Genomic DNA, 19,836 nt, shown 5'->3' with positions numbered 1-19,836 from the left:
TCCGACCGCACGTCGTGCAAGACGTTCAAGAATAAACAGATCGATCAATACCCCCGGCAACGAGAGGAATGTATTTGACCGCCCCCGAAACTTCGAGCGACGGCAGCATGATGTCCCATTGGCCCATCATGAGCTGCCAGCCGAACCAAGGCCATGCCGAAGCCAAAGGCCCCAACCACAAGATCGGAGATCGTGAACAGCACGTTGCGGGCACGCTCGGACAAAACGTAGAGCAGAACATCGAAGTTGAGGTGATAGCCTTCGCGCACGCCAGCGGCCGCCCCGAGCAGGATGAACCAGCTCATCAGGATGACGGACAACGGCTCGCTCCAGACGAGCGAATTGTTCAGGACGTAGCGAAAGAACACCTGAACCCCGGTGATGGCGGTCATGAGGACAAGACCGGCTCCGGACAGATAGAGCGTGTAGCGCGACACGATCGACAGAAAGGCAGAAACTGATTTCATGGGACTGCTAACTTGACTGGCCCCGAAACCGGGCCCCCTCATCAAGAGGGAACCCGGCTGCGGTGGACGCTCATCACTTGGTCGCGCGGATACGCTTGACCAGATCCTTGAGTTTGTCGGACTTCACCTGCTTGGCGTAGACGCTGTCCATCGCCTTGATGAAGGGCTCCTTGTCAATGTTCTTGACGACATGAACACCTGCGGCAACGGCCTTCTTTTCATCTTCAGCAGACTTTTCAGCCCACAGCTTGCGCATGTAAGGAACGGATTCCTTGGCGCTTTCGCGGATGGCGTCCTGGTCTTTCTTGTCCAGCTTGTTCCAGCTCACCTGAGACATCACCAGAACTTCCGGCACCATCAGATGCTGGTCGAGGGTGTAGTATTTGGCAACCTGGTAGTGACCGGAAGAGACGTAGGACGGCCAGTTGTTTTCGGCACCGTCAATCACGCCGGTCTGCAGTGACGAATAGACTTCGCCATAGGGCATTGGCGTTGCGTTGGCACCAAGCGCGCTCATCATGTCCACGAACATGTCTGACTGCATGACGCGGAACTTCATGCCCTTCAGGTCCTTGATGGACCGGATCGGCTTTTCGGTGTTGTAGAACGAGCGTGACCCGGAATCATAGAATGCCAAGGCCAATGAAACCCGCAGGCTTGAAGGCATCCAGGATTTCATGGCCGATCGGTCCGTCCAGAACGTGATGCTCATGCTCGGTCGAGCGGAAGATATAGGGCAGGGTCGTGACCTTCGTTTCCGGCACGATGTTGTTAAACACGCCCATCGACACACGGTCGAGATCAATTACACCGAACTTGGTCTGCTCAATGGAGTCTTTTTCCTCGCCGAGCTGCGACGACGGAAAGACCTTGATACAAAGACGACCATCGGTCTTCTTTTCAAGGATTTTACTCATGTATTTGACAGCAGAAACCGTCGGATAATCGTCCGGATGCGTATCAGACGAGCGCAATGTCGTCTCGCAAGCGGATGCAATGCTGGTCATTGCAAAGCCGGCCATGAGGGCACCAGCCAGAACCTTCAAATTCTTCATAAGAACTTCCTCCCAGAAGCGGAACGGGCCTCAACAGCCCCTCCCTGAACCCCAACACAGGTGTGTCAAAGTTTCGAAACAAGCCCGGCTGACATCAACCGGACAACCTCCGTGCAACCCGGCCTCGTCCACCAACGAAACCTGGCGCCCCGATTGGCCCGGCCCCATATTGCGAGACCGACCCCACAGTGACGGACCTCCTGCCCGCCCTCGACAGGCGATAATGCTGTCGAGTTGATTGACGGTTTCCCGAAGACCGCACGATGGCGGTCCTACTCCAGACCCTCCCGGCCCGAACTGGGCTTCTCCCCTTCAGGAGAGGCGGAGGATCTTGCCGTTCCAGACTGGCAAACCTATCAATCAAGCAAAGTAATATGCTAGTGTGGCAGTTAAGTCAACGCGCGCGATCCGCCCTTATCCCAACACAGTCGCCGCGCCGGTCACGGGACCGTGACAGAGGCGCAGCGCTTCCGCAATATCTTTGTCCAAACGCCGTGGTTTTCTGCCCGATCAACAACACGATACGATCGTTCATCCAGACGACCTATCCCTTTAAAGGCCTGTCAGACTTGTCAGGTGACCGGCTTTGAGCTAGGAGGAATTCAATTGAACCACTGGGGTCAGACGTTTGGAAATCCTCGCCAGATGGTGCGAAGAGTCCTCGGAATTCCGTAGCGGTCCGCGGGGTTAAGCCTTGATCGCTCTGCGATTTCCATGCATTTGAACCCTTTTGAAAACAAGCGATTTGCGTCGCAGTCCGCTGTCTTTCCTCAAGGCGCCGGTTGTCGCACACACGTTGTTTTTTATTCCGCCGCAAGGGCAGGGCCACCAGAATGACCTTCCAGAAAGCTCCATCCTCAGGAGACGATAACCTGAAAGATGACCGCGCCAAGCCGGTGAAGAAACGCCGACGGACACGCGCGCCCAATGCAGCGCCCACCGGTCCAGCCCGCTGGATCCAGGGCACCAATCGTTCGATTGCCGATCAGTTGCACAGCAAGTTGCGCAACCAGATCGTGCGGATGGAACTGCTGCTAGGAACACCGGTCTCCGAAAATGTCATCGCCCTGCAGGAAGGCGTCAGCCGCACGCCTGTGCGCGAAGCCATTCTGCGACTGGCCAAGGAACATCTGGTCGAGGTCGTCCCGCAATCCGGGTCCTATGTCGGACGCATTCCGATTTCCTCGCTGCCCGAAGCCCTTCTGTCCCGACGGGCGTTGGAAGAAATGAATGTCGCTTCGGCTTGCGAGCGGGCAAATGCCGTGGATTTCGCCCGGCTGCGCGATCAATTGGATGCCCAGCGACACGCAGCGAGCAACGGACAGTTCAACCGATTTCACGAGTTGGACGATCTGTTTCATCAGACCATTGCCGAGATGGCCGGTCTGCCCGGCGTCTGGCAGCACATTGAACAAATCAAGGTGCAGGTCGACCGGTTTCGCAAACTCACTCTGAGCGAAAACGGCCGCACCACTCTGGTGTTACGCGAGCATCTGAGCATTGTCGAAGGGCTGGAGCGCCGTGACGGCAAGGCCTCCAGCCTGGCCATGGGCGAACATCTCTCGCGCTTGCGACAATTCTTCGATCAAGGGCTGGAAACCTATCCCGACTATTTCATTCTCGATACGGAGCTGGATGACGTCCCCGATCTCGATCTGGCAAGATTGATCTGATTTCGAGCAGCTCCGCGTTTTGGTCCCAGTGGCCAATTAAAGCCTCCGATTGGCCGAATGACGTTGCGGCGCACACGTGTTTTTCAGGTGACGCGTATCGCTGACTTTTCAAGGCTTTTCGCTGGGTTGACAGGGCATGAAACGCTGGCGCACATTGCGCCTGCACACGCCCGGCTTGACCCAAGTCCTTCCCATGGTCACACCCTGCAAGACCGTCTCAGGCAAGGTTGTCGGCCTTTCTTTTTGCGCACCCAAAAGGCACGCTCATGACCCAGTTTGACCCCCATAAAACCGCCCTTGTCCTGATCGATTTGCAAAAGGGCATTCTGGCCAACGACACTGCGCCTTACACCTCTGATGAGGTACTGACCCGCTGCAAGACCCTGGCGGACCAGTTCCGCGCTGCGGGTGCGCCGGTGGTTCTGGTGAATGTCCACCTGGTCAAAGGATTTCGGCAACGCTCCAAAGGGCTTGGTCGACATGGCTCCTGCTCGCCCCGAGGGCGGGCTGCCAGATGCCTTTGCCGAACTGGCCGAAGGTCTGGAACAACCGGGGGACCTTTGCGTCACGAAGCGCCAGTGGGGTGCCTTCACCGGCACCCATCTGGACCTTGAGCTGCGCCGTCGTGGCATCGACACCATTCTGGTGGCCGGTATTGCCACCAACATGGGCGTTGAATCCACCGTCCGTCATGGATGGGAACTGAACTACAATGTCGTGACCGTGGAAGATGCCTGCGCAACCTTCACGAAAGATCTGCACGATATGAGTATCAAGATGATCATGCCGCGAGATCGCGCGCGTGATCACCTGCGCCGACGTTCAATTTTCCTGACGCGTCGGCTTTCACGGAACATGGACGAGTTGCATGGCTGAACAAGGGTCGACAGATTCCGGACTGAAAACGCTGTTTCGCTGGGGCGGCCTGTTGGTGGCCTCGGCCGTCCTGTTTGGGCTGCTCGAACTTGTCCATATCCCGGCAGCTCCGCTGCTGGGGGCAATGATCGCCGGCATCCTCTTTACCGTTGCGGGTCAGAAGCCGGGCCTGTCGCGCATCCTTTTCATTCTGGCTCAGGGCGGCACGGGCACGATGATCGCCAGTCATCTGCCCGCCAGTATCTTTGCCGAGGTGGCCAAGGACTGGCCAATCTTCATCTTTGCAACACTGGCAGTAATTGTCATGTCGTGCCTGCTGGGCTGGTTGCTTGGCCGCTCCGGTTTGCTGCCGGGCACGACGGCAATCTGGGGATCGTCTCCAGGGGCCGCCACGGTGATGACGCTGATGTCGGAGGCCTATGGTGGCGACATGCGCCTCGTTGCCTTCATGCAATACGCCCGCGTTCTGGTGTGCGCCGTTCTGGCCACTCTGCTGGCCCGATTGTTGCTCGATACATCCGGGCCAATGCCTGCAACAGACTGGTATGGTCAGCTCTCAACGCCGGAATTGCTGGGCGGTCTGGCGGTCGCCTTTGGCGGCTCGATGCTTGGCTGGCGTCTGAAAGTGCCGGGCGGCCCCCTGCTGGTGCCGATGGTGCTGGGCATGGCTCTTAACCTCAGCGGTACATTGCACGCAGCCCTGCCGCCGTGGCTTCTGGCAATCTGCTACATCATTCTGGGTTGGGGCATCGGTTTCCGCTTTGACCGCGCCGTCATTGCACATGCGGCCAAGGTGTTTCCACGGGTCATGGCGTCGATCTTCGCGCTTATCCTGACCAGCGCGGCCATCGGCTGTGTGCTGATTTTTGCACTCGGTATTGATCCGTTGACGGCCTTTCTGGCCACTAGTCCGGGGGGCGCGGATTCTATCGCCATCATTGCTGCAGCAACACCGGGTATCAATCTGCCCTTCATCATGAGCATGCAGGTCTGTCGGTTTCTTCTTGTGCTGATTTTCGGTCCCCTGCTGGCGCGCGTGCTATCAGGCAAGCGCACCACCTGACAGCCTCGACGGTCCGTTTGACAGGCGAGGGCGCGTCAGGGCCTGAACTGTGAGGCGGCAGGAACAACAAGCGCGTCACGCCAGAGCGCGTGAAGTGTCACTCGCAACTCGGTATCGAAGTCGAACGATGACAGCGGATGATCCCTGACCTGATCGTCCTTGCGCCATCGTTCGGGCAGATCAAGTGTTTGCCATAGTCCCTTGGCCATGGCGTAGCTGCGCAACAGCCGCCGCAAACCCTCGCCAGCGTCAAGGCCGAGACACTCATCAACCGCTTGCGCCGTGTGAAGCAGCGTCGAGAAAAACTCTCCTTTGAACCGCCAAAACGCCTCTGACGACAAATGCACCTCAAGCAGGGCATAGCCGAGCGAGTCAAGTCGCAGAAAGTAAGGATGGGTGTTCAGGAAATCGGCGAACCCATTGATAAAGCCCGCGATAGTGTCCGCCTTCGTCCTGTTCCCGTCGCGAAATTCCGCTTCGACACAAGACAGCAGAACCTGCCACTCACGCGACAACAGTGCGGTAAAGATCTGCTCCTTTGTCTTGAAATAGAGATAGATCGTTCCCTTTGCCAAGCCAGCCTTGGCGGCAATGGCGGCGACCGCAGGAAAGCGCCGCGTATCTTCCAGAAACAGATCAAGGGCTGCGGACAGAATGTCGTCTCGACGCGCATCCTTATCCTTTTTTGCATGGGCGTGACGAACCATCGTGCTGTGCTCACCCCTTCAAGGCGTTGAACATGAGCATTGTCTGCATCCGGCGGGGGATCAGGCGCGAGGCAAGCGCAACCGCCTTGTTCATGGGGCCGGAGACAACATTTTGACGACCGGAAAACAAAGCCTTCAATCCAACATCGGCCGCCATGCGCGGGGACGTCATCGACGCGATCATCGCCTTGCTCGGGGTCTGTCCGGCAGTGCTAAGAAAGCCAGTGTCCATCAGACCCGGAGACAGCACGGTTACCGTGACTTTTTGCGAGTTGAGTTCGACATGTAATGCCTCGCCAAAATGGCGCACATAGGCCTTGCTTGCGGCATAGGCCGCATAAGTGGGCGCAGGCATATAGGCCGTCAGGCTTGAGACAAGGAGTATGTGACCACCGCCCCGACGCGCCATATCGCGGGCAAATATCTGCGTCAGCACCGTCAGGCTCGTTATGTTGAGGTGAAGCATCCGCTCAACGACCTCCGATGATTGCGCAATGAAATCACCATGCGCGCCCTGACCCGCGTTGTTGATGAGGATGTCGATCGAGAGTCCTGCGCGCTGGATTGCTTCGAAGAGCGCTTCTGCGGCATTGTCTTGACCAAGGTCACTGCGCTCAATTTGCACCTGCACCGAAAAACGGTTGCGCAGATCTGAGGCCACCGCGTCCAACCGATCCTGGTTGCGCGCCGCAAGCACAAGATTGGCACCGCGCTCTGCAAGGAGAGAGGCGAACTCCACACCCATACCGCCGGATGCACCGGTGACCAAAGCCCATTTGCCGCGTAAATCCATCGCCCTCTCCTTATGACCAGTGGTCAATATATAAAATGACCGTTGGTCATAATCAAGAAGAAGACAATATTTCATCCCGGATCGCCGGACGCGCTCAAACGGCACTGCGCGCCCGGCCTGCGTTGAAGGTGATTTGATCCAGCGCTAGTCAGCTCATTTCTTGGGGGAGAGCAGCTCTTCCACGTCTGCCCCGGCAGTGACTGCAAGGTCGGCCTTCGGATCCGTGGCAACCCGCCAGACCGCTTCGGCCACATCGACAGGGTGCGTCATGGGGCCTGCGCTGTCCTGAAGCATCTTCATCATGCCTTCGATCATTGGCGCATAGTCGGGGTTGTCCTGTCCACGCAAATGGGGAAGTCCGTTTTCTGCGAACCGCGTTCCGGGCGCACGACCGGGTAGAACCAGATGCACACGAACGCCGAATGGCTCCATCTCAAGCGCCAAACACTCCGTGAAGGCATTCACCGCCGCCTTGCTTGCCCGGTACAGACCAACCAGTGGCAACGTCATATGCGTCACCGAAGAGGTCACATTGATAATGACGCCTGACCGAGCGGTTCGAAAGGCAGGCAGCACAGCCTGCATCATGGCAAGCGTTCCCAGCGTATTGGTCTCAAACAATGCGCGGGTTGTCTCAACATCGGTCAGTTCGATCGGGGCAAGCACGCCAAAACCGGCATTATTGACAAGAACATCAATCGGGCCAGCCTCGGCCACCGCTTTGGCGACACTGTCTGCATCAGCGACATCAAGCGCCAGAATGCGCAACCGATCCGATGTCGGCAGCACGTCTGCATTCACATTTCGCATGGTGGCCACCACATCCCACCCGCGTGCGAGGAAAAGTTTCGCCGTTTCCAGACCAAAACCAGACGAACAGCCTGTGATAAGAACGCTAGACATATTGGTAAACTCCTTGAGCATTGAACCAGACCTCAAGGTAGGGTAAGAATTTAGGACTTAGTATAGCTCTTAGTCCCTATTTCTTTTGCGAAAGTCCTGTAAATGACCATCGATACGCTGGCTGAAATCGTGACGCTGCTGCAGCCGGCTGTGCGCTTTTCAAAAGAAGGGGAAGGGGCAGGGCAATGGGCGTTGTCGTTGGTCGGGACCGCCGAACCTTTTTACTGCGCGGTGCTGGAGGGGGAATGCTACGTCACATTTGAGGGACACCCGACCATCTGCCTGCGCGGTGGAGATTTCATGCTGGTTCCCGCGACACAGGACATGCGCCTTGCCAGCGCGGCCACGCCACCAGACGGAAACTGCCCCCCACCTCGAGAACTCCGGCCGGGCTATTTTCGTCTCGGCCCGGACACCGCCCCCGTGTCGTCCCGCATGAGGGTCGGCCACTGCCATTTCGGTGCACCGGATGCGGCTCTTCTTGTACAACTTTTGCCTCAGATTGTTGTCGTGCGCGGCGAAAACAGGCTTGCCATCCTGATGAAATTGCTCGACGACGAAACGCGAGCAGCACGCCCCGGGCGGGAATTCATTTTGGAGCGTCTACTGGAGGTGCTCCTCATTGAGGCACTGCGCGGCGGAGAAGACGCCACCTCGGCGCCGGGCCTTGTTCGTGGCCTTGCCGATGAGCGACTCTCGGTCGTGTTGCGCGCGCTTCACGCGCGCCCGGACCATCCCTGGACAATCGCCGAACTCGCCAGAGAAGGCTCCCTGTCCCGCTCGGCCTTTTTCGCCCGCTTCAACCGCATTCTGGGCTTGCCGCCCATGGAGTATCTGTTGATCTGGCGCATGGCACTGGCACAACGCCTCCTGCGTGCCGGCGATGTTGGCATCAATCAGATTGCCACACTCACCGGCTATGGATCTGCCAGCACCTTTACCACCGCCTTTACCCGTCATGTCGGCGTATCGCCGGCCCGGTACAGCCGGATGGCCGTAAAAGGGCCAACCCCAGACCCTTTTCTGACCAGCAGTGAAATCGGTTGAGCTGGATTTTTCACAGCGGCACGCTTGCCCCATGTCGCCTTGGTAGCCAATGGCCTTTCGTCCGAGTAATATGACATGAAATATTCTGATGCAGCCGCCCGGTTTTTGGTTGGGCTCGCCCCCAATCAAAAACCGGGCGGCTGCAATCGTGCCAAACGACGAGGAGTGCCGGGCGCAATGCCGCAAAAAGATAAAGCCTCTCCGACATTACGTCAGCCCTCCACTCGTGCCGTCATCAATATCTTGCAGCAAGGCCCGCGGTCACGCGCTGATCTGGCAAAAGATACCGGTCTGTCCAAACAGACGACATCAGAGGTGATGAAATCTCTGGAAGGGGCCGGATGGGTGCGCGACATTGGCACCACCATCGGCCGCCCCGGCCGCTCCGCCATCGTCTATGAAATCAAGAGTTCTGCCGGGGCTGTGCTGGGCATGGATGTCGGTGCAAACCGCTTCAAGATGACCTTGACCGATGTGTTGGGCCGTCCGTTGGCCAAGGCGCGAATTGCGCACGTCAGAAATGCGGACAAAGCCGCTGATTGATGAGATCATCGCACAAGCTCGTGATCTGGTGACCCGCGCCTCCGAAGGACGCCCCTTGCGCAGTGCCTGTCTGGCCACTCCAGGCGTCATCAACCCGGACACCCGACAACTGACACTTGCACCGAACCTGCGCGAGTTGATGGGCATTGACTTGCAGGAGGTGCTGAAAGACCGGTTGGGCTGCGAAGTCACCGTCGAGAATGACGTCAATGCCGCCATCATCGGTGAGCGCTGGCAAGGAAAGGCGCGCGGCTCTGACTATGCAGCCTATATGTCGCTTGGGACAGGGGTCGGGCTTGGATTGGTTGCAGGGGGCCAACTGATGCGCGGGGCCAATGGCGCCGCCGGTGAAGTCTCCTATCTGCCCATCGGGCAGGACAGCCTTCATGCAGATTCCATCGAGCGTGGAGCGCTTGAACGGTCGCTTGGACTGGATGCTGCACTGATCGATTTCAAAGATCCCGCAGGCACGTCCGCAACCCTCAGCAGTTTCATCACGGCGCTGAACGCGGGGGACCCTGCTGCGAAAGACGCGCTCGGGCGCATCGCAGAACTCAGTGCCCTTCTGGCCCTGTCCGTGCAGGCCATGTTTGACCCGCAAGTCATTGTGATAGGCGGCCTTCTGGGCCTGATCCCAGCCGTTTTCAAGGAGACCGACAAGCAACTGGCCCGCCGCACCGCGAGAAAGGTCAATCTGGTTCAGGGATCGCTTGGGCTTCAGGCCATGGTCACCGGAGCCACATTTCTGGCACTCAGCGGTATGTATAATCAGGTATTCTCGCCGCAATTCGGCGGCGCACCGCTTGATTTGCCGGTGCCTGCGGCAACTGATCCGGCAACAGCGATGACCGCGACGTCCTCCCATAAGTCAGAGAACGCCGCAGCACTTTGAGGGACTATAACCCGTTTGGGCATCAGTCTTTTTTCTGGTCTTGCAGCCGAGACAGCCAAACATATGCAGGCATGGCCGACCAGCCCTGCAACAACGAACCGCGCCCTCAGGGCGGCGCAAAATATTCAAGCGCGCCCGCCCAGCCGTTTTCGAGGCAGGTTCGCCACCAGCGAGTCAGTGCATAGGTCGGATCGCCGCCATCATGATCGACCAGTTGCTCGGCATAGAGCCCGGTCAGATACGGCCAGTCGGAACCATTGTGATAGCGATAGGCAAAAGCCGTCTTTTCACGTGTGTCGGCATGACGTGAAAAAGGCGGCCACGCACACATGACGCCCCAGTCCCCATAGGGCTGTCTGGCGTTGTTGCGGGTTTCAAGCATGTCCTGCACCCGCTTCAATACGATCTTCGCGCGCTCCGGCGTGACGGCGCGAAAACGCAGCAATGTCAGACTGTCGAGTGTCAGATGATCTTCGCGGAAGTCGCGTCGATCACCATAATCGGCATAATACCCATCGTCGGTCAGCAACTCATCATCGAGGGAGGCCCGGGCGCGTTTGGCCGTTTCCGCAGCCTCTGCCGCCAGGGCCGCGTTCTCGCTACCGCCTTCGCGGGCGATGAAATCCAGCGTTCCGATCCACAGACCGATGTCGTAACTGACATAGCCATGGCGGTAGACGTTGTCAGCCCAGTCGCGGTCATTGCGCGGCTTGCAAGCCAGTCCATTGCCATGCGTGTCAAATCCCCGATAACGCCGGTAAATCGCCTCGATGCTTTTCCAGTGCCGCTGCAACGGCGCCCGATTGCCCGTCGCCTTGACGTAGTCGGCGATCGTCAGCACGAAGAACAAGGGACTGTCGAAATGATCTGACCACCAGTCGCCGGGGCGCAAATGCTCGATGACAATCCCGGGATGTGTCTGCCGTACTTTTCCCAGCGATCCGACTGCTTGTCGCCGGTCAGAATCACGCCGCTCGGGGCCTCACCATCGGGCTGCACCCCGCGCGCCAGAAGTTCGATCTGCGCGGCCACCACATCCGGCTCCCGGTCGAGCAGAATTTGCAACGTCCAGTAGCCATCCCGGTAATAGGTGCGGGCCGGTGCGGAATAGGACTGTCCGGCGGCAAGCCCGGCAAAAGCTCCGCTGGCATCCTTGCGAATGCTCGACAATCCGGCATGCAGGCTCTGCGAAATCATCGTGCGCATCAGCGGCTCCGCCTCCGGTGCGGCGTCGCAACGCGCGACATAGTCTGCGGCCTCGCTGCGGATCTCGGCGCAAGACAACGACAGCGCGCGTTTTGCTTCAGCGTCGGTTTCGCCCACGGCCACGCGAAGACCATCCTCACTGATGTCGATCAGGGTCACGCCCCAACCGGTTCGCAGGGTCCGGCGGTTTCCTTTGCGCTCGACTTTTTCGACCGGCTCCGGTGGCGTCCACCACGCCCCGCGCGTCGCGGGCAGGGATCGCTTCAACGCCGCCCCGCAAATCAGCAGAACCGGTTGCGATTGCGCCACATACAGACCCCCATCATGCCAACTCGCCTGGTTTGGCGCGTAGATCATATCGCCAAGCGGCAGCTCAAGAAAAAGGCTTGCCAAATGTCCCGCCCCCCATAGCGACACGGTCAGCTTGCCGTCAGGATAAAGATCACCCTGAAGTCTGGGGGCCATAAACGGCAGAACCACCGGCTTGGGCGCCCGCAAGGTTCCATCGGACTGCGGTTGCAGGGGCAATGTGTCGAACTCGCTCATTCGGCGTCTCCAGATGCGGGGACCGCCGGAGCCTCGGCAGTCTGGGATGAAAGGGATTTCGTCAAGGCTGGCACGCCAAGGCCTGCCGTGTCACTGGCCAGAACAAGCGCTCCAAGAAGTCCGGCAGAGGCCCCCAGCGCTGCCTGCGCCATCGCTATCGGGAAAGGGAGAAGACGCTGGGTCTCGACCCGCAGCACATCATAAAACCGTGCTTGCATGCCAATTCCACCGCCAATGACGATGAGGTCAGGATCAAGCAGAGATTGCAGACTGGCCACCCCAAGCGCGGCGGCCCGTGCCGTCTCGAAAATCGCCTGAATTGCGTCTGCGTCACCTTGATTGGCGCGACCAAAAAGCGTGCGGACATCCGGCATGTCGCGCCCATAGCGCAGGCGCAAGCCTTGTGTGCCCACCATATCCTCGAACTGGCCCGCAGCCGATGTTGCCGCTTCGCCAAACGCATTTTGCGCCATGGGCAGATAACTGATTTCACCGGCGCGACCGTGAGCACCTCGCAAGATTTTTCCCTCGGAAACCAGCGCTCAGAGCCAACACCCGTACCAAAGGACAAAAAACAGACAAGGCCGAGATTGCGACCATTGCCAAGACGCGCTTCCGCCAGCGCGGCAAGATTGACGTCATTTTCCAAAACCACGGGAAAGCCCAGCTCTGCACTAAGGTCCTGCCCGAGTTTGCGACCCGCCGTGAAGGGAATATTGGGCGTCAGATCCAACGCGCCACTGGCCGGATCAACCGCCCCCGGCGCCCCGATTGCCAGCACCGCGCACGGTCGCTTGTCGCGCAAGCTGGACGCGACGCGCACGATTTGCGCAAAGGCAGACTGCTCGCTGGCGGCTTCCGTTGGTTGCAGCACTTCCGGCCCAAGATCACCGTTGAACGCCACCGTCCCTGCATGCAACTTGGTGCCCCCCAGATCAAGGCCAATGACCTGTAGCCGGCTGAACCCGGCCAGTGCTGCGTCCGGATCAAGCAGCTCATCCTGACGTCCGGCGTCGTTGATTGGCACTGTCAAACCTCATTTGTTCGGTATATTGACGAATGACATAAACCGAGTTCTCCCGGCATTGCAACCCGCACATAGGAGCGCGGGACCGGGAAAGAGCCTCATCAACAGGGTAGGGAGCACAACCGAGCAACCCTCGCGCGCCAACACCGACTTGGCAAGACGGACCCAAAGGCCTTGCTTTCCGGCCCTTTCAACCATGCACGGACAGTTGGTTGCAATGCTGTGTTACCCACAATTTTAAAGGGGGAAAATACTCATTCGTCCGCTTACTTGACAAATAAGCATCGGGATTTGTACGATCCGTAATCTTAGGTAAGCCTAGCAGAGACCGACCCGCGTGACTGTGCCCTCGAAAGTTGTTTCGTCAATTTGCAAGATCTGCGTCGCGGATGTGGGAAACGCTTGTAATAAAAGCGAAATACTATGGCAAACAGGGGCGGGATATTTTGTTTCAACAGTCGGGGCGATCACAATTTCACGCTCAGACGGTCGAGCTAATCGGGGTTTCGGCGAAACCCCGATCGCAGGGGAGGTCACTTTTGAAAAATCATTCCAAATGTGACGTGGCCTTCACGGCTGATGTCATCGAAGCCGATGTGACTGTAGAAGCCCTTGGCCGGTTCGTTATCGGGGCTGACACCCAGATGAACACCCACAACGCCATGCGCCCTGAGCGCGTCAAGCTGCGTCTGGATCATCCGCTTGCCCCACCCGCCCGACTGGGCTTGCGGCAGAATATTGATATGCAGATGCGCCGGGTAATCAGCCTGGAGCCATTCGACAGGCTGGTCCGGGGCCGCAATGCGCGCCAAAGCCATTTCGTCGCGCGGCGCGCTCGGTGTCAGACCGGCCACCTTCGCACGCACATCCGGCCACCATTCAGCTTCCAGACGCTTGGCAAAAGCAGCCGTATCAGGGGTCGCAACAACATAGCCGATCGCCCGGTCAGAAGCATCGGCCAACACGAAGGCGAACTGCGGTTGCAGCTTCAAATAGGGCACGGCCCAAATGTAACCGGGCAACTGCGGATCACTGAAAAGAGCGGTTGCATCCTTTCCGGCGTCCGCCGTCTTCAGGCAAATTTCAAACAGCGCATCCGTATCATCCTGCGTGGCTTGACGGATGGAAAAATCGTTATCATTCAGCGACATGCATGGCATCCTTGTGTTTTGAGCGAGCAGGATATGCGCGCCTTCAAACAGGCAAGGCGGCCTCAAACCCCGAATCTCTATAGAGCGATTGAACGCCGGAGAACAAGGGCCCGCCTGAGCTTTCTTTCACCGTGGCAAGGACAGACTTTCGCAGAAACGTCTCCTGTCACGACCCAACAACAAGCAACGAGATCATGCACGAACATGGTCCGGCAACACCACTTCCAACGAACAATCCAAGAGGGCGAGAAATGGTTTACCAGAGACGACTGCAAGACACTCTAGCCAGACGAATTGGCAAATTTGCCGGTTTTGCCGCATTGGCCGTTGTGGCGACCACAGCCGTTGCCGCATCGGCATCGGCCACGGACCTGCCGGTATGGGACGATTACACCTATCCGGGCCAGGTCAAGGTCATGGAGACACTCAACAAGAATTTCGAAAAAGCGCATCCGGACGTCAAAGTCCAGCGCACCCAGCGCGCCTTCAACGACCTGCAGCTGACCCTGAAGCTGGCGGTTTCCGCGGGTAACGGGCCGGAAGTTACCAAGGTCAACCAGGGTGCGCGCGATATGGGCGCCATGGCACAGGAAGGCCTGTTGCTGCCGGTGGACAAGTACATCGAGAAATACCACTGGGACAAGCGCCAGTCAGATGGCGTGCTCGCACGCGATCGCTGGACCAAGTCCGGAGACTTCGGCACGGGCAAGACCTATGGCATTTCCGGTCTCGCTGAGATCGTTGGCCTCTACTACAATGAGAAAATCCTGAAGGATGCAGGCGTCAAACTGCCACTGAAGAACTTCGGTGATTTCCTCAAGGCTCTCGACAAGGTCAAAGCCGCAGGCAAGACACCCATCGTCATGGGCACGTCCAAGAACCATCTGGCACTGCACCTGTTTGCCGGTATCAGTCAGAGCCACATCGACGCCTCCAAGCGCAAGAAGTTCGACGACCTGATCTATGGTCGCGGCGGCACCTGGAATACACCAGCACATCTGGAAGCTGCAAAACTGCTGCAGAAGTGGGCTGAAAAAGGCTACTTCTTCAAAGGCTATCAGGGCATGTCCGGTGACGATGCCGTCCAGTTGTTCATTGCCGGCAAAGGCGCGTTCCTCGTGTCTGGCGCCTGGTACTTTGGCGACCTGAAAGACAACCCGAACGTCCACTTCATGGCTGTTCCGGCACCAAAGGGCATCGAACATCCGCTGTCCGTTGGTGGTGTTGATCTGGCGTGGGCAATCACATCGCTTGCCAAGGACCAGAAGACAGAAGGCCTGGCGGCCTCCTACATCGACTATATGGTATCGCCGGAAGCGGCCACGATCTGGGCGAAGGAAGGCTATCTGCCCTCGACAACTCTGCCGGACGATGCCGACATCAAGATGTCGCCGTTGCTCAGCGATGGGGTCAAGCTCTGGAAGAGCCTGAACGCCAACAATGCCATCGGTCACTATCCGGATTGGGCAAGCCCGACAATGCTGAAAACCTTTGACGACAATATGCCATTGCTGATGGCAGGTCGTGAAAAGCCCAAGGCATTCCTCGCCGCTCTCGACAAGGATTACTCTTCTTACATGGCCAGCAAGAAGTCCAAGTAATCTTTGACCAGCATGCCTCCGCAGCCGTCTTGTGCGGCTGCGGATTGCTTGAGGAAACACCATGAAAAGTTCAGTCCTTGACGGCCCGGTCCGCAAGAACATTCTCTTCATTCTGCCCGGATTGCTCGTTTACGCCGCCTTTGTCCTGCTGCCGATCCTCTCGGCGGTCGTCCTGAGCTTTACCCAGTGGAATGGCCTTACCAAGCCCAAGCTTGTCGGCTTCGGCAACTACATCCAGCTGTTTTCCGACAGCCGTTTTTTCCAGTCGCTTCAAAACAACGCCGAGTTGATGCTGTTCTATTGCCTGGTGCCGCTGATCATCGGCATGGGTTTGGCCTCCATCGTCTCCTCGATCAAGACCAAGGAACAACTGGCGATCCGCACGCTGTTGTTCATGCCCTACATCATGCCGTCGGCTGTTCTCGGCATTGTCTGGCAGTGGCTATACAATCCCGCCTTCGGACCGATCAACCAGATCCTGGAGCATATCGGTCTGGGCGCGCTGGCGCTGCCATGGCTGGGCGATTTCAACTTCGCACTGCCTGCTGTGGGCGCTGTGGCCACATGGTATTATTTCGGCTTCTGCATGGTGATCTTCCTCACCGGTCTGCAACGTCTCGATGCCTCGGTCTTCGAAGCCGCGCGCGTTGACGGAGCAAGCCCGTTGTATGTCTTCCGCCGTATCACGCTGCCGTTGCTTCTGCCGGAAATCCGCATTGTGCTGCTGTTGACGATCATTGCCTCAATCAAGAGCTTCGATCTGATCTTCACCATGACGCGCGGCGGGCCTGCCAACGCCACGCTCGTGCCGAACATCTACATGTATCAGCTTGGTTTCCAGTTGAATCGTTACGGCTATGCAGCATCGGTCGCCATCATCGGCGCGATCCTGATCTTCGCCGTCAACTATCTGGTCCACCGCTTCGTACGCCCTGCCAACGGAACCTGATCTGATGTCCCTTACCTATAGTTCCCGTGCGACCAAGGCGATCTCCTTTCGCATTGTCATGTGGCTCTTCGCGCTGATGACGGTGATCCCCTTCGGATTGCTGCTGCTCACCTCGGTCAAAAGCAAGCAGGACGTGTTCCGCGGCGCCTTTGCGCTGCCCAATACGCTGCATCTGGAAAACTATGTCAGCGCCTGGGTTGATGGTCACTTCGGCATCTACTTCTGGAATTCTATCATTGTTGTGGTGCCAGTCGTGGTGATCAGCGTTCTGCTGGGCCTGTTGACCGGCTTCGCCTTTGCCTATCTGACATTTCCCTTCAAACGGCTGACCTTCGCCATTTTGACCATCGGCATGATGGTTCCGACCGAGGCTTTCATCATTCCGCTGTATTACCAAATGCGCTACCTCGGTCTGCTCAACAGCTATGCAGCGATGATCCTGCCGCAAATTGCCATGTCGGTGCCCTTTGCGACCCTGTTCATGGCCAGTGCCATGCAGCAACTGCCAAAGGATATTCTTGAGGCCGCCATGCTGGACGGCGCCCCACGGATCATGATCCTGCGTCGCGTCATCATTCCGCTGCTCAAGCCGGCGATTTCTTCGCTCGGCCTGTTTCTGTTCATCTGGACCTGGAACGAATTCCTCATTCCGCTGATTCTGGTGAACGACGACGCCTACCGCACCATGCCCATCGGCATGCTGTTCTTCCAGGGGCGCTACACCGTCAACACACCTGTGCTGACGGCAGGTGCTGTCCTGGTCATCTTCCCGATCATCGTTGTCTATCTGATCTTCCAGAGGAAATTCATCGAAGGTCTGACGGCTGGCGCATCCAAGTAAGCGACAGCACATCCGTCGGTTTGTCTCCGGCACACCAAACAAGAATGACGGGGCACGCACCCTGTCCCCCTTCGCGGGTCAATATATGAGGTCATGACATGAAAATCGGAGTGATTGGGTTCGGGCACAGGATCAGTTCACTTGCCCCCAAGTTCAAGGATGCCGACCCTTCCATCCAGTTCACAGCTATCTGTGATCCCTCCAAGGCACGTTTGCCCGAGCTGGCCGCGCTTGGAGACAATCCGACGCATTATGAAGATCCAGCAGAGATGATGGCTGCGCATGACTTCGACCTGCTGATGATCGGTTCGCCCAATCATATGCACCTCGATCATCTGCGCCTCGCGCTGCAGTCGGATGTACCTTACATCTTCACCGAAAAACCGGTGGTCGTCTCCGTTGAAGAAACGATGGAGCTGGCCCGGCTGATTGCACGTCATGACGGCATGAAACGCCTGATCGTGGGTCTTGTGCTGCGCTATTCGCCGCTTTACCGCGCTTTGCGAAAAGCTCAGGCGGATGGGCAAATCGGGCCGGTCATGTCGATTGAGGCCAGTGAACATATCGCGCCCTACCATGGCTCGTTCTTCATGCGGGACTGGCGGCGTAGCGCCGAAATGTCTGGCGGCTTCATGCTGGAAAAATGCTGTCATGACATTGATCTTTACTCAGGGCACTGTCGGTTCACGGCCAACACGGGTGGCAAGCTTTGGTGGCAAGAAGAAGTATCTGCCGGAAAACCGCCCTGACAAAGACCCGGCCTATCTGGACGTGAAACTGCCGCGCTGGGGGGGATCAATGACGCCTTTTCCGGTGCGGCCGACATCATCGACTATCAAACCGCCATCGTCGAATACGCCAATGGCGCAAGTCTGTGCTTCCACACGAACCTGAACGTGCCAGACCAGTTCCGCCGCTTTGCCGTCATCGGCATTGACGGCATGGCCGAAGGCGATTTCATCCGCAACACCTTCAAGGTCACCCTCTCAGACACAGGCGAAAGCCCTATCGACATTCACAATCTGGGGTCTGGCACGGAAGACGGACATTATGGTGCGGATGCCGCCATGGCGATTGATGTTCTCGATCACATCAACGGCCGACTGCCCAATCTTCCCTTGAGCGTCAAGGATGCGCTGGAAGCAGGCCTTACGGCAATCGCCATGGATGTGGCCCGCAGCGAAGGGCGCATGGTCGGCCTGGCCGAGATCTGGGCAGAGTTCGATGCAGCCATGACACGCAAGGCAGCCGCCTGATTGCGCGCAAGCGCCTCCTTTCAAGATACGAGCGTGGACTGGTGCCGGACACCGCCGCTTGCAACAGACGGATAAGACAATGGGCCAACTAGAGCTTTCAGGGATCACCAAATCTTTCGGCGCACTTGAGATCATCCACAAGACGGACCTTGCCATTCACGACGGCGAATTCATCGTCTTTGTCGGTCCGTCCGGCTGCGGAAAATCAACGTTGCTGCGCATGATTGCCGGACTGGAAGATGTTAGCGGCGGCACGATTTCCATTGACGGTCGTATCGTCAACGAGGTCGCCCCGGTGGAGCGCGGGGTGGCGATGGTGTTTCAGTCCTATGCGCTTTACCCGCATATGACGGTCTATGAGAACATGGCGTTTCCATTACGGGTCGCCAAACTTTCAAAGCAGGATATGGATGCGCGCGTTCGCAAGGTCGCAGGCATCCTGAAGCTGACGGAGCGGCTTGAGCACAAGCCTGGAGCCTTGTCCGGTGGCCAGCGCCAGCGGGTCGCCATCGGCCGCGCCATCGTGCGGGAGCCATCGGTCTTCCTGTTCGACGAACCCCTGTCGAGCCTGGATGCGGCTTTGCGCTCCGAGATGCGTGTGGAATTGTCACGCCTGCACAACACGCTCGGCAACACCATGATCTATGTCACCCATGATCAGATCGAAGCCATGACCATGGCCACGCGCATCGTGGTGCTGCGCGATGGCCTGATCGAGCAGGTTGGCTCACCGCTGGAGTTGTTTCACAAGCCGGTCAACCGGTTTGTCGCAGGCTTTATCGGCAATCCGAACATGAACTTTCTCGACGGCACCTGCCTTGGTGTTTCAGAGGCGGGCGTTCGTGTGGAACTGTCGGTCGGTGGCGAAGTCACAATCCCGGTCGAGGGGGACGTGAAACTGGGAGAAACAGTCAGCGTCGGCATTCGCCCGGACGATCTCGTAGTCGGCACGGCAGACGTGCAAGTGTCGATGATCCCGGAGGTGGTGGAACGGCTTGGCAATCAGACGGTGGTTCATGGCCGCACCCACACGGAGCACTCCATCTGTGCCGTGGTGGCGGGCACAGAACCCATCGTGCCGGGACGCCCGTGCACCATCGCGTTTCATGGTGCACAAGCCCATATTTTCCGCGAGGATGGCACTGCTCTCAACCGTCGTGTGGATCTGAGCGCGCTGCCCGAACCGGCGTGATGTCTGCGACATAAAACCAGATCAGGACAGGGGCGCCGAACAGGGCGC

At 58.1% G+C, this 19,836-nt stretch carries 17 protein-coding genes and 4 pseudogenes; 12 read left to right on the top strand and 9 right to left on the bottom strand.

Translation table 11 applies throughout. The annotated features are described in order from the left end of the window. Positions 1-44: 44 nt before the first annotated feature. Both AC0L7U_RS20345 and AC0L7U_RS20340 read right to left on the bottom strand, forming a co-directional pair. Positions 45-467: a TRAP transporter small permease gene (locus AC0L7U_RS20345; protein ID WP_473696381.1), complete on the bottom strand. Its 423-nt coding sequence runs from the start codon at positions 465-467 to the stop codon at positions 45-47. Between the two features lie 73 nt (positions 468-540). Next, positions 541-1,522: pseudogene (locus AC0L7U_RS20340) on the bottom strand (TRAP transporter substrate-binding protein). A gap of 833 nt (positions 1,523-2,355) precedes the next feature. Between AC0L7U_RS20340 and AC0L7U_RS20335 the strand changes: the two are divergent. From AC0L7U_RS20335 to AC0L7U_RS20325, 3 genes and pseudogenes are all read left to right on the top strand, one after another. Further along, positions 2,356-3,195, top strand: coding sequence for a GntR family transcriptional regulator (locus tag AC0L7U_RS20335; RefSeq protein ID WP_473696379.1), 840 nt, complete (start codon positions 2,356-2,358; stop codon positions 3,193-3,195). Between the two features lie 266 nt (positions 3,196-3,461). Next, a pseudogene (locus AC0L7U_RS20330) lies at positions 3,462-4,071 on the top strand (hydrolase). Further along, positions 4,064-5,134 (top strand): AbrB family transcriptional regulator, encoded by a 1,071-nt coding sequence (locus tag AC0L7U_RS20325; protein ID WP_473696378.1) that lies wholly within the window; start codon positions 4,064-4,066, stop codon positions 5,132-5,134. The pseudogene AC0L7U_RS20330 and the gene AC0L7U_RS20325 overlap by 8 nt, the downstream one beginning before the upstream one ends. Before the next feature lie 35 nt (positions 5,135-5,169). Here AC0L7U_RS20325 and AC0L7U_RS20320 read toward each other — a convergent pair whose 3' ends face one another. The 3 genes from AC0L7U_RS20320 to AC0L7U_RS20310 form a co-directional block, all read right to left on the bottom strand. Next, entirely contained in the window at positions 5,170-5,841 is a 672-nt protein-coding gene (locus tag AC0L7U_RS20320; protein WP_473696376.1) for a TetR/AcrR family transcriptional regulator, read from the bottom strand. A 10-nt stretch (positions 5,842-5,851) separates the two neighbouring features. After that, entirely contained in the window at positions 5,852-6,634 is a 783-nt protein-coding gene (locus AC0L7U_RS20315) for an SDR family NAD(P)-dependent oxidoreductase (protein WP_473696374.1), read from the bottom strand. Positions 6,635-6,787: 153 nt separating this feature from the next. Beyond that, the gene (locus AC0L7U_RS20310; RefSeq protein WP_473696372.1) at positions 6,788-7,537 is read right to left on the bottom strand and encodes an SDR family oxidoreductase; all 750 of its coding nucleotides are present in this window, start codon (positions 7,535-7,537) and stop codon (positions 6,788-6,790) included. Between the two features lie 102 nt (positions 7,538-7,639). Here AC0L7U_RS20310 and AC0L7U_RS20305 point away from each other — a divergent pair, with 102 nt between their 5' ends. From AC0L7U_RS20305 to AC0L7U_RS20295, 3 genes are all read left to right on the top strand, one after another. Beyond that, entirely contained in the window at positions 7,640-8,584 is a 945-nt protein-coding gene (locus tag AC0L7U_RS20305; RefSeq protein ID WP_473696370.1) for an AraC family transcriptional regulator, read from the top strand. A gap of 177 nt (positions 8,585-8,761) precedes the next feature. Continuing rightward, positions 8,762-9,127, top strand: a complete 366-nt coding sequence (locus AC0L7U_RS20300; protein WP_473696369.1) for a winged helix-turn-helix domain-containing protein — start codon at positions 8,762-8,764, stop codon at positions 9,125-9,127. Further along, entirely contained in the window at positions 9,105-10,019 is a 915-nt protein-coding gene (locus tag AC0L7U_RS20295; RefSeq protein ID WP_473696368.1) for an ROK family protein, read from the top strand. The genes AC0L7U_RS20300 and AC0L7U_RS20295 overlap by 23 nt, the downstream gene beginning before the upstream one ends. Positions 10,020-10,128: 109 nt before the next feature. Here AC0L7U_RS20295 and AC0L7U_RS20290 read toward each other — a convergent pair. From AC0L7U_RS20290 to AC0L7U_RS20275, 4 genes and pseudogenes are all read right to left on the bottom strand, one after another. Next, positions 10,129-11,771 (bottom strand): annotated as a pseudogene (locus tag AC0L7U_RS20290) (amylo-alpha-1,6-glucosidase); the annotation flags it as partial. Next, positions 11,768-12,310, bottom strand: a complete 543-nt coding sequence (locus tag AC0L7U_RS20285; protein WP_473696529.1) for an ROK family protein — start codon at positions 12,308-12,310, stop codon at positions 11,768-11,770. The pseudogene AC0L7U_RS20290 and the gene AC0L7U_RS20285, both read right to left, overlap by 4 nt. Positions 12,311-12,327: 17 nt before the next feature. Beyond that, positions 12,328-12,798, bottom strand: a pseudogene (locus AC0L7U_RS20280) (ROK family protein); the annotation flags it as partial. Positions 12,799-13,331: 533 nt separating this feature from the next. Continuing rightward, the gene (locus tag AC0L7U_RS20275) at positions 13,332-13,949 is read right to left on the bottom strand and encodes a GNAT family N-acetyltransferase (RefSeq protein ID WP_473696366.1); all 618 of its coding nucleotides are present in this window, start codon (positions 13,947-13,949) and stop codon (positions 13,332-13,334) included. A 251-nt stretch (positions 13,950-14,200) separates the two neighbouring features. On the opposite strand from AC0L7U_RS20275, the gene AC0L7U_RS20270 reads away from it, so the two are divergent. From AC0L7U_RS20270 to AC0L7U_RS20245, 6 genes are all read left to right on the top strand, one after another. Then, the gene (locus AC0L7U_RS20270) at positions 14,201-15,550 is read left to right on the top strand and encodes an ABC transporter substrate-binding protein (protein WP_473696364.1); all 1,350 of its coding nucleotides are present in this window, start codon (positions 14,201-14,203) and stop codon (positions 15,548-15,550) included. 61 nt (positions 15,551-15,611) lie between these two features. Continuing rightward, positions 15,612-16,499 carry a carbohydrate ABC transporter permease gene (locus AC0L7U_RS20265; RefSeq protein ID WP_473696363.1) on the top strand — a complete coding sequence of 296 codons (888 nt, stop codon included), beginning with the start codon at positions 15,612-15,614 and terminating at the stop codon, positions 16,497-16,499. 4 nt (positions 16,500-16,503) lie between these two features. Beyond that, positions 16,504-17,340 (top strand): carbohydrate ABC transporter permease, encoded by an 837-nt coding sequence (locus AC0L7U_RS20260; RefSeq protein ID WP_473696361.1) that lies wholly within the window; start codon positions 16,504-16,506, stop codon positions 17,338-17,340. Between the two features lie 98 nt (positions 17,341-17,438). Further along, on the top strand, positions 17,439-18,089 hold the full coding sequence (locus tag AC0L7U_RS20255; RefSeq protein WP_473696359.1) for a Gfo/Idh/MocA family protein: 651 nt from the start codon (positions 17,439-17,441) through the stop codon (positions 18,087-18,089). A 147-nt stretch (positions 18,090-18,236) separates the two neighbouring features. Next, positions 18,237-18,596: a hypothetical protein gene (locus tag AC0L7U_RS20250; protein WP_473696357.1), complete on the top strand. Its 360-nt coding sequence runs from the start codon at positions 18,237-18,239 to the stop codon at positions 18,594-18,596. Between the two features lie 79 nt (positions 18,597-18,675). Beyond that, positions 18,676-19,788 carry an ABC transporter ATP-binding protein gene (locus AC0L7U_RS20245; protein ID WP_473696355.1) on the top strand — a complete coding sequence of 371 codons (1,113 nt, stop codon included), beginning with the start codon at positions 18,676-18,678 and terminating at the stop codon, positions 19,786-19,788. Positions 19,789-19,836 lie beyond the last annotated feature (48 nt).

It is taken from the genome of Roseibium sp. 10G30-5 (genome assembly GCF_055809635.1).
Note: the sequence above shows the minus strand (reverse complement) of the source record. Positions and strands in the feature narration are given on the sequence as shown.

What these genes read in the sequence shown, in the direction of transcription:
- AC0L7U_RS20345 (WP_473696381.1), bottom strand. Translation starts at nt 467, where the DNA reads ATGAAATCAGTTTCTGCCTTTCTGTCGATCGTGTCGCGCTACACGCTC.
- AC0L7U_RS20335 (WP_473696379.1), top strand. Translation starts at nt 2,356, where the DNA reads ATGACCTTCCAGAAAGCTCCATCCTCAGGAGACGATAACCTGAAAGAT.
- AC0L7U_RS20325 (WP_473696378.1), top strand. Translation starts at nt 4,064, where the DNA reads ATGGCTGAACAAGGGTCGACAGATTCCGGACTGAAAACGCTGTTTCGC.
- AC0L7U_RS20320 (WP_473696376.1), bottom strand. Translation starts at nt 5,841, where the DNA reads ATGGTTCGTCACGCCCATGCAAAAAAGGATAAGGATGCGCGTCGAGAC.
- AC0L7U_RS20315 (WP_473696374.1), bottom strand. Translation starts at nt 6,634, where the DNA reads ATGGATTTACGCGGCAAATGGGCTTTGGTCACCGGTGCATCCGGCGGT.
- AC0L7U_RS20310 (WP_473696372.1), bottom strand. Translation starts at nt 7,537, where the DNA reads ATGTCTAGCGTTCTTATCACAGGCTGTTCGTCTGGTTTTGGTCTGGAA.
- AC0L7U_RS20305 (WP_473696370.1), top strand. Translation starts at nt 7,640, where the DNA reads ATGACCATCGATACGCTGGCTGAAATCGTGACGCTGCTGCAGCCGGCT.
- AC0L7U_RS20300 (WP_473696369.1), top strand. Translation starts at nt 8,762, where the DNA reads ATGCCGCAAAAAGATAAAGCCTCTCCGACATTACGTCAGCCCTCCACT.
- AC0L7U_RS20295 (WP_473696368.1), top strand. Translation starts at nt 9,105, where the DNA reads ATGCGGACAAAGCCGCTGATTGATGAGATCATCGCACAAGCTCGTGAT.
- AC0L7U_RS20275 (WP_473696366.1), bottom strand. Translation starts at nt 13,949, where the DNA reads ATGTCGCTGAATGATAACGATTTTTCCATCCGTCAAGCCACGCAGGAT.
- AC0L7U_RS20270 (WP_473696364.1), top strand. Translation starts at nt 14,201, where the DNA reads ATGGTTTACCAGAGACGACTGCAAGACACTCTAGCCAGACGAATTGGC.
- AC0L7U_RS20265 (WP_473696363.1), top strand. Translation starts at nt 15,612, where the DNA reads ATGAAAAGTTCAGTCCTTGACGGCCCGGTCCGCAAGAACATTCTCTTC.
- AC0L7U_RS20260 (WP_473696361.1), top strand. Translation starts at nt 16,504, where the DNA reads ATGTCCCTTACCTATAGTTCCCGTGCGACCAAGGCGATCTCCTTTCGC.
- AC0L7U_RS20255 (WP_473696359.1), top strand. Translation starts at nt 17,439, where the DNA reads ATGAAAATCGGAGTGATTGGGTTCGGGCACAGGATCAGTTCACTTGCC.
- AC0L7U_RS20245 (WP_473696355.1), top strand. Translation starts at nt 18,676, where the DNA reads ATGGGCCAACTAGAGCTTTCAGGGATCACCAAATCTTTCGGCGCACTT.